Here is a 20,536-nt window from a genome sequence, read left to right on the forward strand (position 1 = left end):
GTTAATCTCCTAGTTATAGAAATCTATGAGAAAGACTATTTTTGAACGTTAGGTTTATTAACAGGCTGTTGATTTGCTGGTTGCTGAGGTGTAGGTTGAACAGGTTGTTGACTAGCCATTTGTTGTTTTTGTTGTTCTTTTATTTTATTATCCATAGCTTTTATGAAATCTAATGTATTTTTAATATCCCTAACCTTTTTGTCTTCCGTATTCTTTTGACTCACGTATCCACCCATATCGTTTTGAACCTGTAAGAATAGTTTATTATGTGCGTCTGGTGATAGATTTCTAGCAATATTTTTAAATTGTGCAATGTCTGATTCTGCGCTTGCTGAGATTACACTAGAAATATTACTTTCTGCACTCACCATATAATCAAAGATTGTACTATTAATTTCTAAGAATTCTTTTTGTTTAGTTTTAAAAGTTTGTTGGTTAATTTTCTCTCTAATCTTAGAAACCTCAGGGAACAAAGTATTTGCAGTTGTTTTTAAAGATGCTAAAGGAGCCTTTCCAGTTTCAACGGCGCGTATAGAAGAATCCCATTTATCGACCAGTGCTTTAGAATCTATATAAATACTTTCTAGATATCTAGCATATTCGTCATATTTTTTTTGCTCTTTATATGATTTGTTGACTGTAGCGTATGCTTCTTTAACAGATTTATCATCCGGAGCAGCTGCTTTTGCAATTTTAATATATTCCATTGCTTTATCGAAATCTTTTTTATCAAAAGCTTCATTTGTTAATTCTTTTGCTTTTTCCACTAAAGCAGTATCGATTTTTTCGAACCAAGTATCTACATCATTATCATCTTTATGTTTTTGTGAATAATCGTTGAAGAATTCTCTAGCTTTGATTAAACTTTTGTAATCACCTTTTTCATATAATGTAATCCCTTTTCTATACTCGTCTTTTTCATCAGAGCATCCAACAAGGGCAGTAAGTACGATTGAACTTGAAAGTATAGTAAGTATTGATTTTTTTAACATTTTGCTCACCTCATATTGTAAAAAAATGAAAGTCTTTTGGTTATATTACTCAAGAATTATTAGTTAGGGTGCTAATGGAAGAAGATATTGATATATAAATACCTCAAACTCTCTTATCGTCTTAAATTTTACTGTGAAACTAATATTTGCATCAGGAGGATATGGGATATTAAATGTATTGCAGTATTTTTCTAGTGCATTATCTAATAAAGGCTCATATTGCTTTTTCATAGTAATAAACATATCTATTTCAGAGTCATTGTAATCACAATATATAATATTAATTTCAGTAACTTTTCTATATGCGATCCCTTGGATTTCTCCGCTCCCTAGATTTTGTTTTATAGCTCTCCAATCTCCTAGTTCTATCTGTTCATCTTTGTATGTGTGTTCTGCCGTGAACTCACATAACTCTTTAAAACTTTTAATAAAGCGTTCCGCTTCCATAATACATACCTCCTATTAAAACAAAACAGTTATAGAAAATAACAAATGCTACTGTCTAATTATAGAGATGAATGGGGTGTATATTGATTTACTAACGAAGGATATTATATTGATCCATAGATTTATTAGATAAAAAATCTGAAATTCTTTTATAAAAGGTCTTATATCAGTATATTAGAGAAAGTTCACTTTAATATTTATTGAGAGGAGAGTGAATTAACGAATATGATTAACAAAAAGTCAGCTACACTGTTAACTACACTTATAACAGGTCTAACAGTTTACTCTTTCTATCACGCACAGCGCATAAATGCAAGAAAGAGAAGCGATAAAAAAATTAAAGAAAAAAACACGAAAATAAAGGGGATTACTATATTGGGAGATTCTGTAGCAAGGGGTTACGGATCTAAAATAGGTGGGTTTGGGCATAGTCTTGCAGAAATGATTAGTAGAACATCACAAGAAAACATTTGGATTAAAAATTTTGGTATTGATGGATTAACTTCAAAACAATTGCTAGAAAAAATTAATGAAGGTAGTTTTGATGGCAATTTAAAAGAGTCGGATCTAATTATAGTAAATATAGGAGGTAATGATTTATTAGAGTTATATAAACAAGGTGGGGAAATAAAGGTTATTAAAGATTTCTTTACGGTTAGAAGCCATTTTAAAACTAATTTATCGTTAATCTTTAATAAGTTAAGTGAACTTAATCCAGATGCTCTAATAGTATTTAATACCCTATATAATCCTATTAAAGAGGATAGCGAATTTTATAGAGTTGCAGATATATTAGTTCGGATGTGGAATGGTGTATTGTCGCGTTCTAATCATATTTTTGTAGATACCTTTTCGTTATCTAAGGCTGATGATATTTGGTCGGATGAAGTACATCCTAATGATTTAGGATATGTGGAATTAGCAAATCTAATTTATAATCGACTTACTTTAAAAAGTCCTTAAAGGACTTTTTAATTTGCGATGTTAATTTTGTTTTTTAAAAATGTATCTATTAAATATTTGTTGCTGCAATATTCAACTCCATATTTATATCCTCTTTTTTTTAAAACTTTGGCTTCATCAGGATCTATGATAATTCTCTCTAGGGAAGGGAAAGAAGAAGAAATAACCTTAGCAATTTTATCACCAGCGTCATCTGGGTCTGTTAATATGTATACTTTTTCACAGGTGTTTAAAGCGAATTCAATATCAGTAATTTGTTCTTGCTTATAATTAATACCGTTTAGAACAACGAAATATGTTTTTTCTTTTAAAACCATCTTTAATTTCTTCACATCGTTTCTTCCTTCTACAATAAATCCAAGCATAATATACCTCCTAATTGAATTATATATTTTGTTTTATTTGCTATATGTTAAATACCTTCATTCAGTAGAATCAAAAAAACAAAAAATAAAAAACGTTTTATTTTTTTTACACCTCTAATGCGATGTAAACTACAATAAAAATATATAAAAATAAGAGGTGATCTTTTTGTCAACAGTCATTACAAAAAAGTCTATTAGTGAAATTATTAGTGAGAAGGATGTACTTACAAAGTCGGTTTACAGAGAAATAAAGAAACTTTTTGAGGCACATAAATATGTGTACATAAAAGATTATGTTGATATAAAAGACGCTAAAGGGAAAATTATGTTTGTGGGACCAAGATTCGCAACAGTAAAAATGGAAAATGGTTATGAAGTTGCAATAAATTATGGTGGTATATTAGACAATCAAAGTCAAAAGGGTTCTGCTGTTTCTTTAATTGAATTTATGTAAGTAATTTCAACTCTTGAAGCTGGTTTGTCCAATAAGACAAAATAGAACTTTAGTGGAGTATAAAACATATTATTAGTTATACTACATTTCTGTATGATTAATAACTTAGGAGATATAAATGGAAAAAAGATACGAATGCTATCATTGTAATGAGTGTCCAACAGAAGAAGAATGGAATGAACATAATAGAGTATATATTTTAACTTTTGGCAGTGACCCTTTACCTGAAGGTCTTGAGGGGGGTAGGTTTGATTGCCCTAGATGTGGCGAGTATATTTGTGGCGAAGATCTCGCTGAAGTTTAATAATATACAATTATTGAACAAAAAAACAGAGGGATAGATTCCCTCTGTTTTTTTATAACCCTTATTTTAAATTACAATAGTAAATTTCGCTCAATATTCATTAGAAGATGATAATAGCAAACACGATTGCTAATAAAATACGATATATTGCAAACGGAGTTAATTTAACATTTTCAAGGAGTTTTAAGAAAGTAGAAACCGCGAACATTGCTACTACAAATGCGGTAATGAAACCAATAGCAAAAATAGCTATGTCATCTGTTGTTAAATATTGATAGCTTTTTAATAAATCTAACCCAGACGCTGCGATCATCATTGGTAGTGCGATAATAAATGAAAATTCAGCTGCTGCTGTATAACTTGCACCTACTAGAAGACCGCCGGAAATAGTTGATCCTGAACGTGAGAATCCTGGATAAACTGCTAAACATTGAAATAGGCCTATATATAAAGCTTGCTTATAAGTTAATTCATCAATGTTGTTTGCAGTAATTGTTTTTTTCTTTTTTTCTGCAAAAATCATAAGAAGTGCCCCAAGTATCAATCCTACTACAACAGTTTTCGGAGAAAATAAGTATTCTTTAATAAATCCGTGTAGTAAAAGACCAATTAAACCTGCTGGAATGATTCCTAAGATAATATGAATAATATTTAATTGTTTTTCGTTCGTTTTAATAGATTTAACATTAATTAGAGAAATTAATTTCTTTCTAAATAATACGGCTATTGCTAGTATTGAACCTAACTGTATGACAACTTCAAAAGTCTTAGCTTTTTCGCCTGTAAAATTCATTAAATGTCCGGCTAGGATTAAATGCCCGCTTGAAGATACAGGTAGGAATTCTGTTATCCCTTCAATAATCCCCATAATTAACGCAATAATATACTCACTCAAATAATTCACAACCTTTATTTTTAATCCAATTTTGTTTTCATTAAATTACATAATCTCCTTGTAATAAGTTTGTTTTTTTCATTCCTCATTTAATATTCACCATTAGCTATTTTCTAAAATTGATTTAAGAGAATTTGTATACAAATATAAATAGTTCTAGAAAAGGTGTATTTTTAGTGGAAAAATGACAAATAAACTGGATAAATCAGAAATAAAGTTAGAAATTTGAATCATTTCCATATTGAAAACGAATTTATGGGAAAAGAATTGTTTAAGTCAAAAAAATAATATTTATTTGATGTTTAAAAACTCTGTATGGTGAGAATAAAATAGGAACAGAAAATAGATTAATAAGTCTTGTTGGAAACGGGAGGAAGTAAGATGACAGTTTTATATGGAGATTATGAATGTCGTAAATGTAATAAAAATCAAAAGGTGATGCACGAAATAAATGATGGAAATGAGCATTTAGTGATGCCTGGAGATAAAGCGGAGGTTACTAAGGAATTTGAATATAAATGCGAAATGTGCGGTCAAGAAGATAGTGTATTCGTTCTAATAAAAGAGGAAGCATTTGTTGGATTTATCAATGTAGATCAGAAAGACGAAGCAGAAAATTGGAACATTCCTTTAAAAGAAGAAGTTTTAAAAAAATGGGCCGGAGAAAAGTCGAACGTCTTTAATTCAAGTGTTGATTTTAAAGAACAGCCGTTTGAGATAGGTCAGGAAGTGACAATGGGAGCAGAAGAGATTACAATAAAAAAAGTCTATCGAATGGAATGGGTAGAAAAAGATATGGATAAACGTTTAGAATTCCCTCGACCTGAGACATACTGGTATGAAGTTTCAGCACCTAACGGACGAATATTGTGGATGAAAGTAGAAAGTTGGGACGAAAATAATGTTTTTGTATCAGAAAGTGGAATTGTCGTTTCAGATAAGAATGAAGTGATTGAAGATATATCAGACAATCCTGAAAAGGTTAAATTGGTTTATGAAAGTGAATGGTTTGGTGGAAGAGAAATAGAGGCTTATCAATATATAAATGGTATACGTATTCTTGTTACCAATTACAAGAAACAGATTGAGATGGATATTTTTGAAGATACCTTTGAAAGTGCAATGAATGTGATGGAAGAAAATATGGAGTTAGGTGTATTTAATGAATAATGTAAGTGACTTTACAGAAGATTTAGAGCTGGAAGTTGGTCGTCCGACACAACTGAAAATTGATTTACAACAATATCGAGAGAATATAAAAATGATACAAAGTAATGTGAAAACGAAAGTAATGGCTGTGATTAAAGCGAACGCTTATGGTCACGGAATTTCTTCAATAGCTAAAGCAGGAGAAGACTTGGTAGACTTTTTTGGAGTAGCTGTATTAGAAGAAGCTATGCAAGTTCGTGTCGCCGGCGTCGAAAAGCCAATATTAGTTTTAGGTTTTGTTAATCCTAATCAATTGCCATATGTGGTGTCGAAAGGAATACATATTCCGATTTATTCTTATGACCAGTGGTTAAGTTGGAAGCAAGTAGTAAGGAAATATAAAATTAAAGAAAACCTGTGTGTGCATTTAAAAATTAATTCTGGAATGAATCGTCTTGGGTTTAAAGATGAAACTGAATTACTAAAAGTGGTTAATGAAATAGATTTGGAAAGTGGAGTAGTGATAAAAGGTATATTTACTCATTTTGCTACGGCTGATATACCAGATCATTTATTAATTGAGAAACAGGAAAGAACATTCTTAAATTTAATCGATAAGATTGATAAACGAGGTCTTATTATACATATCGCGAATAGTGCTTATGCATTGAGTAGAAATAATGCTAATTTATTTGATATGATTCGTGTGGGCGCTTCAAGCTATGGGATATTGCCTGATCCATTGTTGAAAGATAAATTAAGTGTTTTTCCTAAACCTATATTAAAGTTAGTAACACGGATTGTTGCTGTGCAAACTTTAATGGAAGGGGATTGTGTTGGTTATGGAGCAACATACAGTGCTCAAAAGAACGAAAAAATTGGAATTATACCTATAGGATATGCTGATGGTTTGTTACGAAGATATACAAAGGAATCGTATGTCTTAATTAATGGTGAAAAACGAAAACTGGTTGGTCGTATATGTATGGATCAAGCGATGGTGTTATTAGAAGAAAAAGATAATGTTTGGGATGAAGTGGTAATCTACGGTAAACAAAAAGGGGAAGAAATCACCCTAGAAATGGCTGGAGAATGGTCGGATACAATTAATTATGAAATAGTCTGTTTGCTGTCGGAAAGAATACAGAGGGTATATAAATAGAATTTAATTTTTGTTATGGAAGCAGTAAAAAGGTTGAACCGTAAATAGGTTCAACCTTTTTATGTACCTTGTAAAAATATTAATGTAAATTATAGCTTTTTTTACTTATATCCGTCAGCAGCATTAGATACACCGGTCACAGTAAAGTCGTATTTAAGCGTATATAAATCAGTTGAGCCATTATCTAAAGTAACGCATTTTGGTTGATAGTTTTTGGCCGTTGCTGTAACTTGATATATCGCTACACCTTTATAAGAACAATCGGCAGCGTTGGAAACAACACTAGTAGAGAAGAAAGGTGAGGCAAGTGTTAAAAATGAAAAACTAAAAAGTAATTTCTTCGTTGTATTTAAAACGTCCATATTTATCACCTCCGCCTAAAGAAATATAATTATTTTTCTTACAAAGTGTAGTTTTTTTACGAATTCTTGTTATACATAAATTATTATTTGTTGTAAAAGTTTGGAGAGGAGGAGGGGCTTGTTTTATTTTGAAGAAAAATCGAACTTAAAACCTAAAGATGTAGCTATAAAAATAAATTGTACTTCAGAAAAAGTAAGTGAATGGGCGAAAGACTTGGAGAGATACGGTATTATCAAGTTTGCTAGAACTCCTTTTGGCTCCTTAATGTTTAAAGAAAGTGAAATAAAAATAATTAAAGAGTATGGAGATTTAAAAACAGTGATCGGAAATCCTAGAGATGCAATAGATATTTTTAAAGAAACCGATGTAGTACCAAAGGATAAAGAGGATATGGAATGGTCCAAAAAGTTAAATAATGCTATTTGGAGGAGACATTAATAAATTCTTTTTTATATTTTTATGGTAATTTATAAAAAAAATATTGAATAAAAAATATAATATATGATATGATATCTCTCGTAAAGAAAGGCTAAATGGGGGCGCATACTATGGGACTGAGACAACTAGTTGAAGTAGAAGAACCCAAAGGTTTTGTGATATTTTTTGGACAAAAGCATCCGGTTACGTGGGAAAGAGAAACAGAAAGATATGTATATAAGGTTAGACGTGTAAAAGAAGAAAATGAAAAATGGATTACTAGCAAAAAAGTATTTGATGAAAAAATGGATAAAGAAGAAATATATTTAATGAACGGAAAAACATATCGTTAACTTAGTTAAAGACAAACCAAACATAATTACAACCAAACATAAATCAATTATATTTTATTTACATAATAAAAAGGGCAACTAGTGAAGTTCTAGTATGCCTTTTTTATGTTAGTGTTATAAATCTTTAAAAACAGTTGTTCAAATGCATCTTTGTTTAATTCTCCTTCTGCATTAGATTTTACGAATACAGGTATCTGCCTGTCGCCGAGTGTAGTTATTCCATATGCTTGATATGATAATGGAATTGTTGCTTCTAATGGAACAACAGGAATTAAACTGTCGAAAAATAAAACAACTTGTTCGGGTTCTATCACTTTATCGTAAAAAATGATTGAGTGCTTACTTGTTGCTAGATTTGATAAAATTTCCTTATATTCACCGGTTAATTGTTTTGTACTAGTAAGTATTATTGAGGGCTTGTTTAATTTATATAAACCATCTTTACTAATATGAATATATTTAGCGAAATCTGAATTTCTAAATGGGGATTCATTTAATGTGTAAACTTGAACAGGTGCTTTTGGGATTTCTCTATTAGAAACACTTGCAGGTAAAGAAACATTTTTCGGCTCGGGTTTATTGAAGTAATGGGAATAGATAAAGTAAGAAATAAAAGATATTAAAAGTAAAATGAATAATGAGATGAATCTGTAAACTGCAATCTGGTTGCTAAAGCTTAATTTTTTGAACAAAGAAATAACACCTCCCTGATAACAAAAAAATACGAATCAAAATTTTGTATTCTGATCTATCCTCTTTTGGAAAATACCTAACTCAATCTGACAATCTAAACAAGCAACCTTCTGATACAGAAGGCTGTTAGAACTGAAATCCCAATTTCCTTCTCCGCGTCCCCAAGAGTTAATCTTCTCATATAATTTAAAATGAATGGGTTGTTTACATATTGCGCAGCCGCACTTCTTATTAGTATTATTGCTGTTATTATTGTTTTGTTTGTTTTTATTAGATTCTTTTTTAGCTGCATAACGTATGCCATTTTCTACTTTTTCCACACTCAAAAAACCTTGTAGTTCTTTTTCGAAAATTTTATTGTAAGCGAATTTCATAGCATTTTTAAAAGGCTGTTCACCAGTATTAAATCTATGAACAGATATTTTTCCCTTTGTGCCTAATTTACCTGATTGAAACATAACTTGTATATCGTTGTATCCTAAACTTATTATTTCTACATTAAAAAACTTAAATTCTCCACGATTAAAGTCGAGATACACGAGCTCTTTAGGTGAATGTATTTTTGATACCAAAGAGAACACCTCCCTGGAAACATACTAATTAGGCAAGGGAAAAAAACAAGAAAAAACTAGTGAAAGATTTAGTAAAAAAGATAAAAAAGTATATAATGCTAAAATTAAAGCGGAGGGGGGATAAAATGGAAAATCGACGTGAATTCTATAGACTTAGTTTATTTGGTGAAGAGGATATTACGATTGTTTATTCAGGCGGTAAAGCTATTGGTAAGGTGATAGACCTTAGTGCTACAGGTGTTAGTTTTGAAACTTACTATGAAATAAACTTTAAAATCGGGGTTGTTGAATTTGAAATTAATGACGTTAAATTTAGTAGGAAAATCGAATTAATCCGTAAGAAAAGTTTAGAATCAGGACGCACTTTTTATGCCACTCATTTTGTTGAGTTTACCGAAGCTGATAGGAAGCTATTGTTTCAAAAGTTATTACAATTAGATGCTAGAAAGAGATTGGGTACTAATATGGAAGATTAAAACAGATACAAAAAATGTATCTGTTTTTTTATGTTTTCATTTTTGTTTTTTTGTTTTTTTTAACAAAAAACAGAAATTTAAACTATAAATATCCATAGATAGTATTGAAAGGATGAGAAGATTGGAGATTGTAAAAAAAATTTACAAGAATAGTCTGGTCATCCAAGAGAAAAATCACTTTGGTAGACAATTTGTATTCCGCTTTGAAAATAATTACGGATTATCCGTAATAGAGCAAATTGAAGGAGCTGGTCCAAAATACAATATTGCAGTAATTAAGTTTAATGAAAAAGATAGAAGAGATAATGATTATGAAATTGATTACAAAAATAAAATAGCGACAAATGATGTCTTAACAGATAAAGAAGAAGTGATTAAGCACTTAATAGAATCTGTTAGAAGTTTGTAAATCAAAACAACAATATAGAAAAATACATAAAAATAAAACATAAAAAACATAAAAAACATAAAAAACATAAAAAACATAAACAAAAAACTTACTAAAGGAGTGTTCGAAATGGAACAATTGAGATTTGAAGAAAAAGGAACTTGGTTATCTTTAGAAGTAGATGTAGAAGATTTTCGATTAATGTGGAAGTCAAACCAAAATGATTATAAGAAGTGGCCAGAAGGTATTTCTAAAGAATATGCTAAGGCTTTACTAGACGTTTCAAAACAACTTGATGATCAAGACAAACAGTTAGAATTATTTTTCGAGGCAAAAGGTATCGTAAAAAAAGGTAGATTATTTAAAGAGCTATTTCGTGGTATCAATTGGGATTATAACGATATGGATAAAGAATATATTGCAGAAACAAGACAGCAAGCTGCTGTATACTATAACAATCTAGTTGTAGGAATGTAATGTACAAAATAATGGCTTTATAAAATAAAAGAACTCATCACTTATGATAAGTTCTTTTTTACAAGTTAAAGTTCATTTAAATAATAGTTTAATGCATTCGTTTAAATCACTTACCGGAGTTAAATTAATTTTTAATGAATGATTGCTTAACTGAGAAAGACTACCTCTAGGAATTATTGCTTTAGTAAATCCTACACGTTCCGCTTCCTTTACAAGTTGTTCGATTTTACTCACAGGACGCACCTCACCAGCTAAACCGACTTCACCAATTAAAACAATATCCTGATCAATAATTTTGTTTGCGTTAGAAGAATAAATAGTCATAGCTATACCTAAATCTGCTCCGGGTTCTTTTACAGCTATTCCACCTACAACATTTATATAAATATCTTTTGCAGATAATTCTCTAGCACCACATTTTCTTTCTAGAACTGCTGTTAGTATTTTGAGACGGTTATGGGGGAATCCTTCAGAAGTTCTACTTGGAAAGGCATTCTGGAAAACTGGAGGAGAAACAAGGGCTTGTACCTCTATTAAAAGTGGCCTACTGTCACTAATACATATTACTCCTGATCCGCTTGCATTTTTAGGCCTGTTTTCTAATAAGTATTCTGAAGGGTTTGGAACTTCTATTAAACCTTCATCTACCATTCGAAATACACCTATTTCTTGATTAGAGCCAAAACGGTTCTTAAGAACTCTAAGTAATCTAAGATCACTGTATTTTTCTCCTTCTAAAAATAATGTGGTGTCAACAAAGTGTTCTAACTTTTTAGGACCTGCAATTTCATTATCTTTTGTAACTTGCGAGATAATAAAGATGGTAATTCCATTTTCTTTAGCCAAAGTTAGTAACCTATTAATACAATGTTTTATTTGAGCAATGTCACCAGGATCACCTGATATATTTGAGTCGCCTATAGCGTTTATTGAATCTAGTATCATTAGTTTGGGTTTAATTTCTAATGCAGCTTCTTCGATTTCATCTATATCGCGTGAATATAATAATTTTAAGTTCTCTTTGGATTTTATATTAAGACGGGTCATTCGTTTTTTTATTTGATGTACAGATTCTTCACCTGATGCATATAAGACTTTATGAGAAGAGGCTACGTTATCTGATGCTTTTGAAAGAAGTGTTGATTTACCGTTTCCGGGAGACCCACCTATTAATACTAATGAACCTTCAACAATATAACCTCCTAATACTCTATCAAGCTCCGATATATTACTTGAGAATCCTTTTTCTATAACACCTTCTTCAACTTCATTTAAACTAACAGCTTTTTTGTTAGTTTTTTTTATTGTTTTAGAAGATTTGGTTTGTTTTTCAGGACCGATAAAATATGATTCTTCTTCTAGCGAATTAAATTCACCACACGAGAAACACTTGCCGCCGAATTTATATGTTTCGTTACCACAAGCTTTACAAACAAACTTTGTTTTCTTTTTCATAACAACACCCTTTTTTATTTTTTATCTAATAAATTATTATTGATAAAAATAAATAAAAAACCGTTTATTTATGTTATTATTAATTTCCTAAAATTATAAAGGGGTGGTTCAGTGGGTAACTATACAATCTCAGACATTATTTCGAATAATAAAAGCCTAAAGAATGCTGAAATAGAAGTTGAGGTTATTGAATTAAATTATAGGAGTACGAAGAATGGTTCTTTGATTATTGACGGTGTAATTTACGATAAGACTTCATCTATGTATCTGTCATATTTTGATGATGTGAAACCGGATTATACAGTGGGAGATATTATAAAATTAAAAGGAAGTGTAGCTCCTAATAAGTTCAAACAATGGGAGCTTACGTTCAAGCCTAATAAAGATGGAATAATTAAAACAGGAAAAAGATCTGAGAAAATTTATGATGATGGTTCTGAAGAACACCGCGTAGAATTACAGACATTTTCTTTTATGACAGCAAAAAGAGGGGCAGTACCTGTCAAAAAATATTTTGAAACAGCTAAAGCTCTAGGACATAAGGCGATTGCGATTACAGATTTAGGAGTTGCTCAGGGATTTCCTGAAGCATATTCAGCATCAAAGAAAACAGGTGTAAAAGCAATACTAGGAATGACTGCGTTAATGGTTCCTGAGACTGTACTTGTGTATAACGATGATAATAGGGGGTTAACCAAGGATATCGTAGTGTATGACGTTGAAACAACTGGATTCTCTGCACGTAATGATTACATTATTGAAGTGGGTGCTGTAAAAATCTCAAATGGAAAAGTAGTAAGTACTTTTCAGAAGTTCGTTAAGTCTCCTAAAAAGATTAATGGAAAAATAGAATCTTTAACTGGTATTACAAATGAAATGTTAGATACAAAGGGAGAAGAACCCGCGAATGTTTTACAAGAATTTAAGGATTTCGTAGGAGATGCAATGTTAGCAGCTCATAACGCTTGGTTTGATTTGTATATGCTAGAAGCAGCGTATGACCGCGTATCAATAACTCCTCCAAAATTAGTAGTTATTGATACGCTAAAAGTATCAAGGAAGTTAAATCATTCATTAAAATCTCACAGATTAAGTGCATTAGCAAAGAAATATGGTGTTTCATTAAAGAATGCCCATAGAGCTTGTGATGATGCAGAAGCAACTGCTAAGATATTTATTCAAATGGTTGAGCAATTAAAAGAAGAGGGGATCTATACAACTTCTCAGTTGGTGAATTATAAAAAGGAACTAGACGTATTTATTGAATTCCCTGATGAAATGACTTTATGGGTAAAAAATAAAAAAGGCTTAAAAAACCTATATAACATTATCTCTGAATCACATATAAACAATTTGTCAAAGATGGGTAGTCCCACTGGTTCTAACCGCCCAATGGTATCTTGGGAACTATTAAACAAGTATCGTGAGGGTATAATAGTTGGTTCTGGTTCGCATTTGGGAAGATTGTTCAATTTAGCCTTAGAGAAACCGGATCATTTAATTGAACAAGAAATTCAAAAGTATGATGTCATAGAGATACAGCCGGCAGAAATTTCAAGTCACTTGTGGCACGCAGAAGATCCAAAGACTGATAACAAAGAAAATATTTCAAAGGCTTGGGAAACCATTTATAAAACAGCAAGGAAGTATAATAAATTTGTAGTAGCTTCATCACATTCTCATTACATAGATGAAGAGGAATCATTATTACATAACATATTAATTTATTCTCAATTACCCCCTAAACGGGAACATAAGATAAGGAAAGGGAAAATGGACTTTCCTTTCGGCTTGGCCCATTTAAGAACTACTAAAGAAATGCTTAATGCGTTTCCATACTTATCGAAAGAAGAAGCTGAAAAGGTTGTAATTGAAAATACAAATATTTTCGCGGATCAAATAGAGGAGATATCTCCTATACCTTTAGATGAAAAAGGAAATCCTGAGTTATTCACTCCTAAGATTGATGGGATTGATGATAAGTTTAGGGAATTAGCGATGGAGAATGCATTAAAGACTTATGGAAACCCTTTGCCTGACATAGTTGAAAAAAGGTTAAAGAGAGAGTTGGATTCTATTATTTCTAACGGATATGCAGTAATCTATATGATCTCCCGTGATTTGGTTAAGAAATCGCTAGAAGATGGGTATCTTGTAGGTTCAAGGGGTTCTGTCGGTTCTTCTTTAGCTGCTACAATGACTGAGATTACAGAGGTTAATCCTTTACCACCTCATTACGTTTGTAAGAATTGTTGTTGGAGTATTTTCTTTGAGAATGAGGAACTGCAATCAGGATTTGACTTACCTTATTCATTTAAAGGTTTACTTGATAGTGAGTTATATACAAAAGAAGCAATAGACTACTTTGTTAATGTATTTATGTCTTCTTTTGATGTAGAAGATAGAGAAAAGATTATCGATTCAATGAAGCAACATAATGAAAAAGTTTGTCCAAAATGTAAAGAGAAAAAATTATTCTCAGATGGGCAGAATATACAGTTTGAAACGTTCTTAGGTTTTGATGGTGACAAAGTACCGGACATTGATTTGAATTTTTCTTCGGTGTATCAAAATAGAGCTCATCTATATACAAAAGTGCTATTCGGTGAAGAGAATGTATTTAGAGCGGGAACGATTGGTACTGTAGCCGAAAATACAGCCTTTGCTTCTGTTAGAAACTATTATAAAAACCACGAAGTTCTTATTTCAAAAGCTGAGATAAGTAGGTTATCTTCGAAAATAAATGGTTCCGGAAACACTACTGGTTCTCACCCGGGTGGTATTTTAGTTTGCCCTAGTTATATGGATATGACTGACATTGCACCCTATCAATATCCGGCCAACGATCCTGAGGTGGAATTTAGAACAAGTCACTTTGATTTTCATTCTATACACGATAATATTTTAAAACTGGACATTTTAGGTCACGATGCGCCTACACTTTTAAGATATGCAAAAGATTATACTGGAATCGATCCAAGGGATGTTCCTCCAGCTGATCCGGATGTATTGAAGTTATTCTATGCACCTGAAGAGGTCTTAGGTTTTAATCCAAAGGAAATCGGTGTAAAAACTGGTACTCTTGGATTACCCGAAATGTGGACAAGGGTTGTACAAGATGTTATTTCAGAGACAAATCCTAAGACATTCGGTGATTTACTTACCTTGTCTGGATTAACACACGGTACAGATGTGTATTATGGGAATGCACAAAAGCTGATTGCAGATGGTACGTGTACAATACGAGAAGTTATTGGTTGCCGCGATGATATAATGCGTTTCTTAAGAAGTAAGGGAATGAATCCATCTTTAGCGTTTATTATTATGGAGGCAGTGCGTAAAGGGAAGGGGTTAACTTCCGAATGGGAAGAAAATATGTTAGCTAACGATGTACCGGATTGGTATATTTGGTCTTGTAAGCTTATTAAATATATGTTTCCTCGTGCACACGCAGCTGCATATGTATTAGATGCTACTCGAATGGGTTATTACAAATTGAATTATCCAATTGAATTTTATGCATCAATAATGTCGTCGAGATATAATGATGAAAATGTCTTTGAGTTTCTTTATGATGTAGAGGGAACAAAAAAACGTATGGAAAAAATGGATGAAGAGATCAAAGAATTAGAAAAGAACGGTGAAATAAACCCAGCTAAGAAATTAAAACGTACAAGGGCTGCTATGAACGTTGTTTTGGAAGCGAAATTGAGAGGAATCAAATTTGGGAAGGTTCAAATTTATAAATCGCATTCTTTCCGATACTTAATTGATCCAGAAACGAAAGAATTAATCCCACCATTCTCTTCTATAGATGGAATAGGTAAGACTGTTGCGCAAAAGCTATACGAGGAGAGAAAGAACGGTGTGTTTAAAGGGTTGAAAGATTTGAATAAAAGAACAAAAGCAGATACATCAAATATAGAGGCGTTAAGAGCAATGGGATGTTTAAGCGAAATAGAAGAGATACAACCAACACTATTCTAACAAAAAAAGATAGCGATTAATTTGCTATCTTTTTTTGTTACCTAATTAACCTTTGTTTAGCCTCAAACTTTCCGCTTTGTAGTATGAAGGATATCGTACAGGCAGGAAAGAGTATCGTAGATATACTGAAGGAACAAAGGTTAGAAGTATTTCATTTAAGATAATATCAATAGTTTCGGAGAACGACGCTACTAATTTTTTAGAAAGCTTTTGTTTAGGGATAGATATTTCTAAATTACTCGAAACGTAAATTCTATTAGTATAAAGCATAATTGAAATTGCAGAAACGTAATAACAAATTCCTATTTTTGATGTAAATTGAAAGGTAATTTGATTAGGGTAATTTTTAGACACTTGTTTAATGGCTGAAAAAGTAATTCCATTAATGTCCTTAAAGTATTCTTTTAAACTGTCAAAGTGAAAAATAAGTTCGTTTAGCATAAAGGTTCCCCCTATATTCAAATCATTATGAAGGACATTGGGCAAAATGGACTGGATAGCAGATTACACTGTGCATAATACGTACATATATATCGGGCATTATGTTAGGTAATAGTTCGTTTTGGATAATACAAATAGATGTAGAAATCATTTTATATAACTCTTTTGTATATGGTCCTGAAGTTAGAGTTTCATCAATAATTGTTTCTCTTCCGTCAAAAGAGATGTGTATATTAAAGTACTTAATCTTTTGTCTTTGGGTTATATACTTAAAGCAAAATTTCACTCTATTGCCGGAATTGGTTAGATCTATTTGTGATCTTATAGCAATTAGGTTCAACGAAGAAACATCGTTAAAAAAATTATTTAGTTCCTTTTCTTTTCCTACTAGTGAAGCAAGCATTATTAGCCTCCTAAACATTGTTGTAGTAAAAGTGTACTGTAAAAGAAGAGTGGATCGGAAAAAAGAAATAATAAAAAGAGCCACCTAATGAAAGGAAGCTCTTTTCTTATGATGCTGCAAACAAAAAATTAAAATATATCTCGGGTCTGTGTAAAGAAAGTGTATTAAGTAATTCTTGTTTATACTTTTTTACATCGCTTGCTGAGATGTTTTTATTGCCAATGAATAAATCTATATCATTGAAGGCTTTTATATAATCACTAGCAAGAGGTTTGTGGAATGACAACGCGTTAAATGAGTATGTTGCTAAACCATCTAAGAATGAAGTGAAGACGAACAATTTTGCAGAATTCTCATAGCTAATATCTTTTAAAAAAGAAAAATATTCATTAAAGAATGCATTTGTTTGTTCGACTCTTTTGGTAATAACTTCACTTGAGCTGATACTAAGTTCTTTAACGAATTCATCGTATGTATATAAATAATCTAAGCTATTTTCTAAGATTTCAAGTTTATTTTGATGTTTGGCAATCAAATAAGCGAAGCAAGACAAACCTCTGATATGTTCATTTGATTTTCCATTATATAAGAAGGGGATATTAGAGAAAGGTACAAAAAAAGCCTCGAATTTTTTTAATGCGTCTGAAGTATTATTCATATTGGTATCCGTCCTAAACTTTGATAAATAATTGTTATAAATTTGTGCAATAGAATTATATGCATAACTTTACTGGATTGGAATACCCTAAAGAATTAATTTGAATTATTTTTAGAGATGTTACAAGCTAGTTTTTCGTATGTGCAGAAGAATTAAAAAAAGACTTGTATATAACAAGTCTTTTTAAATTTATCAAGAAGAACACCAAGACTTAACATAAATGCTAAGAGGTTTAAAAAGTTTCGCAAGGAAAGTACTCCAGGCATCCATAATTGCTAAGTATGAAGATTTGTAACCTTCTGTATTGAAGACTGGTGAGTATGCTTTTCCAAAGAAATCACATTTATTTACTATACCTAGATCAGTTAATACTTCAACTAATTGTTTTGTACCTGAGCCACTCATACAAAAAGCTCTGCCTTCGTAATTAAATAGGTCGAGTGGTGTTTCGATTAAATCTTTCTTTTTCACTTCTTCATAAAACGCTAAAATTTCTTCTTTCTTTTCCAAAATCTCTGCTTTAGTAACTCCTTTTCGTCGTTTTGCATTTTCTGACTTTGCACGTCTTTCTTTGCTCCAATACGGGCCATCTGGATATTTTGTTGTACTGAAGGTTTGTATCATTAATAGGGTGTTATCTAATCTATCTAGATTTTCCATTACAATATCTATTAATTCACTTCTAAGTACAATTAATTCCTTCGTTTTAATATTGTCAGAAGCTTCAACTGTAATAAAACTATCTTTTTGATATTTCTTTATATAGAAGAAGAAATGAATGAGTTTACCTTTCTTTGTGTATACTCGTAAATAGAAACGGTATCCATAACCAGATTTGAAATCTTGCTGTATCACTTCTAGTGAAAAGATATTCTCATATTGTTTAAACATCTCATTCCAAGTTGTAGTTAGTACTTCTTGTTTATTGTTAATTGCAGTAGTCATTATTATTCCTCCTGAGGATTCCTTACCCGATTTTTTAGAATAATAGCATAGAAAACTAATATTTATTAAAAAAGTAAAAATAGGTAAAAAGAATACGACTTCATATATATAGATAAATCCCGTTGTTAAGGTTATAAAATCATTTAAAAAAAGACTTGCTATATACAAGTCTTTGTAAATTTATAAACGGAACTAAATATAGAGACATTCCTTCTCGCGAGAATCCCCACTTAAGTAACTTTATAGGTATGGTCTAATTATTAATATCTATTTTCGATTGAATAGTATGAATCAGGATATTCAGTTCTTTTGAACATTGTTGTAAAAATCAATGACGGGTGTAAGTGCTCAATATTTTCAATAACTTCATCTAACATATCACTCAAAAGTATCTTTAATTCTTTGGTTTTGATATTAGATCCGAATTTAACAAAAACTCCTCCTGTAAAAAGTGATTTTTGTAATGTGATGGTTGTATTTACAGATTTTCCTCTTTTAGTTGTGATACTTATATTAAAGGCAAAATATAATTGTGATACTTTGGCTGTCTGTGAGAGTATCGATTGTATTGCAACGTTTTTATATTTTTCTAGTAAATGTGTCCACGCAACCTTAAGCTCCTTATTATCCTTGTTGAATATTGACATTATAAATCTCTCCTTATATTCCATTTCCGAATTTTTAAGACTATATCATAATTTTTTATTGGTTATTTAAAAAAACAGAAAACGAAATAATGGTTTCCTTCATAAGAAGAGAAAATAAAAAAAGACTTGTATTTACCAAGTCTTTTTGTGATTTATAAACAATGCCAAGTATGAATATAGATTCTTAAATTCTTAATAATAGAAGAAAGAAAAGTTTTCCAAGCATCCATAATAGCTAGATATGAAGACTTATATCCTTTACTTTTGAAATAAATTGTATGGCTAGTGCCATTAGCAAAACAATCATCGATAATATTTAATTCGGTAAGTAAGGCTATTAAATATTTCGATCCTGGACCGTTGATCATAAAACTTCTGCGTTCGTCATTAAATTCATCTATCGGTCTTTCTGGTAAATCTTCTTTTTTAATTTTTTCATAGAATGAAATGATATCCTCTTTCTTTGCAAGAACCTCCGCTTTAGTAACTCCTTTTCGACGTTCTACTTTTTTATAGCGATCCTCAATTGCGATGTAGGTGTCGGGATATTTAATTTCACTAATCATCGTTGTGAAGACTAGTGACGGGTGAATATGCTCTAGATTATCCAATACCACATCTAACATTTCACTTGCGAGAGTCTTTAATTCTTTCGTTTTAATTTCAGGTCCAAATCCTGCAATATATGTATCACCAAGACTTGGTTTAAAAAATGCTAATGTAGTATTTATATACGCGCCCTTTTTAGTTTCTATGTACAGATGTAATCTGAAATATAATTGAGATACTTTTTCTGCTTTAAAATCTATGAAATAAATTTTTACATTTTTAAATTCTTTTAATAAATGTGTCCACGTTACCTCAAGCTCGTCTTTTTTGACTGATAAAGTTTTCATTATATATTCCTCCTAAATTTCCTTTTCCAATTTTTTAAGACTATAGCACATCATTACGTAAGTTTTAAAAAAGAACAGAAAAACTACATAGTTTATAGACAAAAATAAAACTTTGAATATGAACTTAACGGTGATAAAAACAGCGGTGTAGTGGTATATTCGAAAAATTTACATTTTTGATTGAAATACCCTAATTATCGATTATAAAGTAAATAGTTCGAGAAGGAGGTGTAGTTATGATTAAAAACTTAATGAACAAATTCGTAAAAGAAGAAGATGGGGGTTTAGTAGAGTATCTCATTCTAATTGCAATCGCAGCTGTAGCAGCAGCACTTTTATTCCCAACTCTTCGTAAGAATTTAGTCGGTTGGTTTAATGATATGGTTGGTAACGTACAAAAAGGCATTAGTGGTGATAAATCTGCTACTCCTGGTGCAGCTAGTGGTACTGATATTAAAGGATGGTAATGAATACTTCCGTATCTTAGAATCTGTCCGAAAATAACATTCAACCTATCAAATTTTAAATGATAGGTTGAATGTAAATTAATTATTTGATTGAAATAATATAGAAATGAATTATAAATGAATTAAGAAAACCGAAAGGGGGCGTAACTATGATTAAAAACTTAATG

General features: G+C 31.1%; 26 protein-coding genes. 12 read left to right on the forward strand and 14 right to left on the reverse strand.

All coding sequences use genetic code 11. The features are described from left to right. Nucleotides 1–35: 35 nt before the first annotated feature. Nucleotides 36–992: a tetratricopeptide repeat protein gene (locus tag VF726_RS16360; protein WP_440170106.1), complete on the reverse strand. Its 957-nt coding sequence runs from the start codon at nucleotides 990–992 to the stop codon at nucleotides 36–38. 63 nt (nucleotides 993–1,055) lie between these two features. Further along, entirely contained in the window at nucleotides 1,056–1,439 is a 384-nt protein-coding gene (locus VF726_RS16365; protein WP_440170109.1) for a hypothetical protein, read from the reverse strand. 225 nt (nucleotides 1,440–1,664) lie between these two features. Here VF726_RS16365 and VF726_RS16370 point away from each other — a divergent pair, with 225 nt between their 5' ends. Continuing rightward, nucleotides 1,665–2,402, forward strand: coding sequence for a GDSL-type esterase/lipase family protein (locus VF726_RS16370; RefSeq protein ID WP_440170112.1), 738 nt, complete (start codon nucleotides 1,665–1,667; stop codon nucleotides 2,400–2,402). Nucleotides 2,403–2,410: 8 nt separating this feature from the next. On the opposite strand, the gene VF726_RS16375 is transcribed toward VF726_RS16370, so the two are convergent. Further along, nucleotides 2,411–2,767, reverse strand: coding sequence for a toprim domain-containing protein (locus VF726_RS16375; RefSeq protein ID WP_440170114.1), 357 nt, complete (start codon nucleotides 2,765–2,767; stop codon nucleotides 2,411–2,413). Nucleotides 2,768–2,933: 166 nt separating this feature from the next. On the opposite strand from VF726_RS16375, the gene VF726_RS16380 reads away from it, so the two are divergent. After that, the gene (locus VF726_RS16380; protein ID WP_440170117.1) at nucleotides 2,934–3,221 is read left to right on the forward strand and encodes a hypothetical protein; all 288 of its coding nucleotides are present in this window, start codon (nucleotides 2,934–2,936) and stop codon (nucleotides 3,219–3,221) included. A gap of 118 nt (nucleotides 3,222–3,339) precedes the next feature. Beyond that, nucleotides 3,340–3,525: a hypothetical protein gene (locus VF726_RS16385; RefSeq protein ID WP_440170119.1), complete on the forward strand. Its 186-nt coding sequence runs from the start codon at nucleotides 3,340–3,342 to the stop codon at nucleotides 3,523–3,525. 100 nt (nucleotides 3,526–3,625) lie between these two features. On the opposite strand, the gene bacA is transcribed toward VF726_RS16385, so the two are convergent. Continuing rightward, on the reverse strand, nucleotides 3,626–4,420 hold the full coding sequence (bacA, locus tag VF726_RS16390) for an undecaprenyl-diphosphate phosphatase (protein ID WP_440170121.1): 795 nt from the start codon (nucleotides 4,418–4,420) through the stop codon (nucleotides 3,626–3,628). A gap of 381 nt (nucleotides 4,421–4,801) precedes the next feature. On the opposite strand from bacA, the gene VF726_RS16395 reads away from it, so the two are divergent. Both VF726_RS16395 and alr read left to right on the forward strand, forming a co-directional pair. Beyond that, nucleotides 4,802–5,590 carry a hypothetical protein gene (locus VF726_RS16395; protein WP_440170124.1) on the forward strand — a complete coding sequence of 263 codons (789 nt, stop codon included), beginning with the start codon at nucleotides 4,802–4,804 and terminating at the stop codon, nucleotides 5,588–5,590. Next, nucleotides 5,583–6,731 carry an alanine racemase gene (gene alr, locus VF726_RS16400; protein ID WP_440170126.1) on the forward strand — a complete coding sequence of 383 codons (1,149 nt, stop codon included), beginning with the start codon at nucleotides 5,583–5,585 and terminating at the stop codon, nucleotides 6,729–6,731. The genes VF726_RS16395 and alr overlap by 8 nt, the downstream gene beginning before the upstream one ends. A 101-nt stretch (nucleotides 6,732–6,832) precedes the next feature. On the opposite strand, the gene VF726_RS16405 is transcribed toward alr, so the two are convergent. After that, on the reverse strand, nucleotides 6,833–7,093 hold the full coding sequence (locus VF726_RS16405) for a hypothetical protein (RefSeq protein ID WP_440170129.1): 261 nt from the start codon (nucleotides 7,091–7,093) through the stop codon (nucleotides 6,833–6,835). Between the two features lie 118 nt (nucleotides 7,094–7,211). Between VF726_RS16405 and VF726_RS16410 the strand changes: the two genes are divergently transcribed. After that, nucleotides 7,212–7,532, forward strand: a complete 321-nt coding sequence (locus VF726_RS16410; protein ID WP_440170131.1) for a hypothetical protein — start codon at nucleotides 7,212–7,214, stop codon at nucleotides 7,530–7,532. Between the two features lie 110 nt (nucleotides 7,533–7,642). Then, nucleotides 7,643–7,864 (forward strand): hypothetical protein, encoded by a 222-nt coding sequence (locus tag VF726_RS16415; RefSeq protein WP_440170133.1) that lies wholly within the window; start codon nucleotides 7,643–7,645, stop codon nucleotides 7,862–7,864. Nucleotides 7,865–7,953: 89 nt separating this feature from the next. Here the strand turns inward: VF726_RS16415 and VF726_RS16420 are convergent, their stop codons facing one another. Both VF726_RS16420 and VF726_RS16425 read right to left on the reverse strand, forming a co-directional pair. Then, nucleotides 7,954–8,556: a hypothetical protein gene (locus tag VF726_RS16420; RefSeq protein ID WP_440170136.1), complete on the reverse strand. Its 603-nt coding sequence runs from the start codon at nucleotides 8,554–8,556 to the stop codon at nucleotides 7,954–7,956. A 36-nt stretch (nucleotides 8,557–8,592) separates the two neighbouring features. Continuing rightward, the gene (locus VF726_RS16425) at nucleotides 8,593–9,129 is read right to left on the reverse strand and encodes a hypothetical protein (RefSeq protein WP_440170139.1); all 537 of its coding nucleotides are present in this window, start codon (nucleotides 9,127–9,129) and stop codon (nucleotides 8,593–8,595) included. A gap of 125 nt (nucleotides 9,130–9,254) precedes the next feature. Between VF726_RS16425 and VF726_RS16430 the strand changes: the two genes are divergently transcribed. From VF726_RS16430 to VF726_RS16440, 3 genes are all read left to right on the forward strand, one after another. Continuing rightward, nucleotides 9,255–9,605 (forward strand): PilZ domain-containing protein, encoded by a 351-nt coding sequence (locus VF726_RS16430; protein ID WP_440170142.1) that lies wholly within the window; start codon nucleotides 9,255–9,257, stop codon nucleotides 9,603–9,605. A 121-nt stretch (nucleotides 9,606–9,726) separates the two neighbouring features. Further along, nucleotides 9,727–10,014, forward strand: a complete 288-nt coding sequence (locus VF726_RS16435) for a hypothetical protein (RefSeq protein ID WP_440170145.1) — start codon at nucleotides 9,727–9,729, stop codon at nucleotides 10,012–10,014. A 108-nt stretch (nucleotides 10,015–10,122) separates the two neighbouring features. Continuing rightward, entirely contained in the window at nucleotides 10,123–10,470 is a 348-nt protein-coding gene (locus tag VF726_RS16440) for a hypothetical protein (protein WP_088362802.1), read from the forward strand. 72 nt (nucleotides 10,471–10,542) lie between these two features. On the opposite strand, the gene radA is transcribed toward VF726_RS16440, so the two are convergent. After that, a complete protein-coding gene (gene radA, locus VF726_RS16445) occupies nucleotides 10,543–11,925 on the reverse strand; it encodes a DNA repair protein RadA (RefSeq protein ID WP_440170148.1) in 1,383 nt (460 codons plus the stop codon). A gap of 111 nt (nucleotides 11,926–12,036) precedes the next feature. On the opposite strand from radA, the gene VF726_RS16450 reads away from it, so the two are divergent. Next, nucleotides 12,037–15,912, forward strand: a complete 3,876-nt coding sequence (locus tag VF726_RS16450) for an exonuclease domain-containing protein (protein ID WP_440170151.1) — start codon at nucleotides 12,037–12,039, stop codon at nucleotides 15,910–15,912. 45 nt (nucleotides 15,913–15,957) lie between these two features. Here the strand turns inward: VF726_RS16450 and VF726_RS16455 are convergent, their stop codons facing one another. The 6 genes from VF726_RS16455 to VF726_RS16480 form a co-directional block, all read right to left on the reverse strand. Then, nucleotides 15,958–16,353, reverse strand: a complete 396-nt coding sequence (locus tag VF726_RS16455; protein WP_440170154.1) for a hypothetical protein — start codon at nucleotides 16,351–16,353, stop codon at nucleotides 15,958–15,960. A gap of 25 nt (nucleotides 16,354–16,378) precedes the next feature. After that, a complete protein-coding gene (locus tag VF726_RS16460; protein ID WP_440170156.1) occupies nucleotides 16,379–16,756 on the reverse strand; it encodes a hypothetical protein in 378 nt (125 codons plus the stop codon). Between the two features lie 106 nt (nucleotides 16,757–16,862). Beyond that, nucleotides 16,863–17,414 (reverse strand): hypothetical protein, encoded by a 552-nt coding sequence (locus VF726_RS16465; protein ID WP_440170159.1) that lies wholly within the window; start codon nucleotides 17,412–17,414, stop codon nucleotides 16,863–16,865. Nucleotides 17,415–17,606: 192 nt separating this feature from the next. Then, complete coding sequence (locus VF726_RS16470; RefSeq protein WP_440170161.1) at nucleotides 17,607–18,359, reverse strand: hypothetical protein; 753 nt, start codon at nucleotides 18,357–18,359, stop codon at nucleotides 17,607–17,609. A 260-nt stretch (nucleotides 18,360–18,619) separates the two neighbouring features. Next, nucleotides 18,620–19,006: a hypothetical protein gene (locus tag VF726_RS16475; RefSeq protein ID WP_440170164.1), complete on the reverse strand. Its 387-nt coding sequence runs from the start codon at nucleotides 19,004–19,006 to the stop codon at nucleotides 18,620–18,622. 152 nt (nucleotides 19,007–19,158) lie between these two features. Beyond that, complete coding sequence (locus VF726_RS16480; RefSeq protein ID WP_440170166.1) at nucleotides 19,159–19,902, reverse strand: hypothetical protein; 744 nt, start codon at nucleotides 19,900–19,902, stop codon at nucleotides 19,159–19,161. Between the two features lie 236 nt (nucleotides 19,903–20,138). Between VF726_RS16480 and VF726_RS16485 the strand changes: the two genes are divergently transcribed. Next, nucleotides 20,139–20,369 (forward strand): hypothetical protein, encoded by a 231-nt coding sequence (locus VF726_RS16485; protein WP_088362811.1) that lies wholly within the window; start codon nucleotides 20,139–20,141, stop codon nucleotides 20,367–20,369. Nucleotides 20,370–20,536: the final 167 nt, after the last annotated feature.

The organism is Bacillus sp. Brlt_9 (assembly GCF_051948935.1).
Classification (GTDB): domain Bacteria; phylum Bacillota; class Bacilli; order Bacillales; family Bacillaceae_G; genus Bacillus_A.

Coding starts and splice junctions, on each gene's coding strand:
- VF726_RS16360 (WP_440170106.1), bottom strand. CDS start 992: ATGTTAAAAAAATCAATACTTACTATACTTTCAAGTTCAATCGTACTT.
- VF726_RS16365 (WP_440170109.1), bottom strand. CDS start 1,439: ATGGAAGCGGAACGCTTTATTAAAAGTTTTAAAGAGTTATGTGAGTTC.
- VF726_RS16370 (WP_440170112.1), top strand. CDS start 1,665: ATGATTAACAAAAAGTCAGCTACACTGTTAACTACACTTATAACAGGT.
- VF726_RS16375 (WP_440170114.1), bottom strand. CDS start 2,767: ATGCTTGGATTTATTGTAGAAGGAAGAAACGATGTGAAGAAATTAAAG.
- VF726_RS16385 (WP_440170119.1), top strand. CDS start 3,340: ATGGAAAAAAGATACGAATGCTATCATTGTAATGAGTGTCCAACAGAA.
- VF726_RS16395 (WP_440170124.1), top strand. CDS start 4,802: ATGACAGTTTTATATGGAGATTATGAATGTCGTAAATGTAATAAAAAT.
- alr (WP_440170126.1), top strand. CDS start 5,583: ATGAATAATGTAAGTGACTTTACAGAAGATTTAGAGCTGGAAGTTGGT.
- VF726_RS16405 (WP_440170129.1), bottom strand. CDS start 7,093: ATGGACGTTTTAAATACAACGAAGAAATTACTTTTTAGTTTTTCATTT.
- VF726_RS16415 (WP_440170133.1), top strand. CDS start 7,643: ATGGGACTGAGACAACTAGTTGAAGTAGAAGAACCCAAAGGTTTTGTG.
- VF726_RS16430 (WP_440170142.1), top strand. CDS start 9,255: ATGGAAAATCGACGTGAATTCTATAGACTTAGTTTATTTGGTGAAGAG.
- VF726_RS16440 (WP_088362802.1), top strand. CDS start 10,123: ATGGAACAATTGAGATTTGAAGAAAAAGGAACTTGGTTATCTTTAGAA.
- radA (WP_440170148.1), bottom strand. CDS start 11,925: ATGAAAAAGAAAACAAAGTTTGTTTGTAAAGCTTGTGGTAACGAAACA.
- VF726_RS16455 (WP_440170154.1), bottom strand. CDS start 16,353: ATGCTAAACGAACTTATTTTTCACTTTGACAGTTTAAAAGAATACTTT.
- VF726_RS16460 (WP_440170156.1), bottom strand. CDS start 16,756: ATGCTTGCTTCACTAGTAGGAAAAGAAAAGGAACTAAATAATTTTTTT.
- VF726_RS16465 (WP_440170159.1), bottom strand. CDS start 17,414: ATGAATAATACTTCAGACGCATTAAAAAAATTCGAGGCTTTTTTTGTA.
- VF726_RS16470 (WP_440170161.1), bottom strand. CDS start 18,359: ATGACTACTGCAATTAACAATAAACAAGAAGTACTAACTACAACTTGG.
- VF726_RS16475 (WP_440170164.1), bottom strand. CDS start 19,006: ATGTCAATATTCAACAAGGATAATAAGGAGCTTAAGGTTGCGTGGACA.
- VF726_RS16480 (WP_440170166.1), bottom strand. CDS start 19,902: ATGAAAACTTTATCAGTCAAAAAAGACGAGCTTGAGGTAACGTGGACA.
- VF726_RS16485 (WP_088362811.1), top strand. CDS start 20,139: ATGATTAAAAACTTAATGAACAAATTCGTAAAAGAAGAAGATGGGGGT.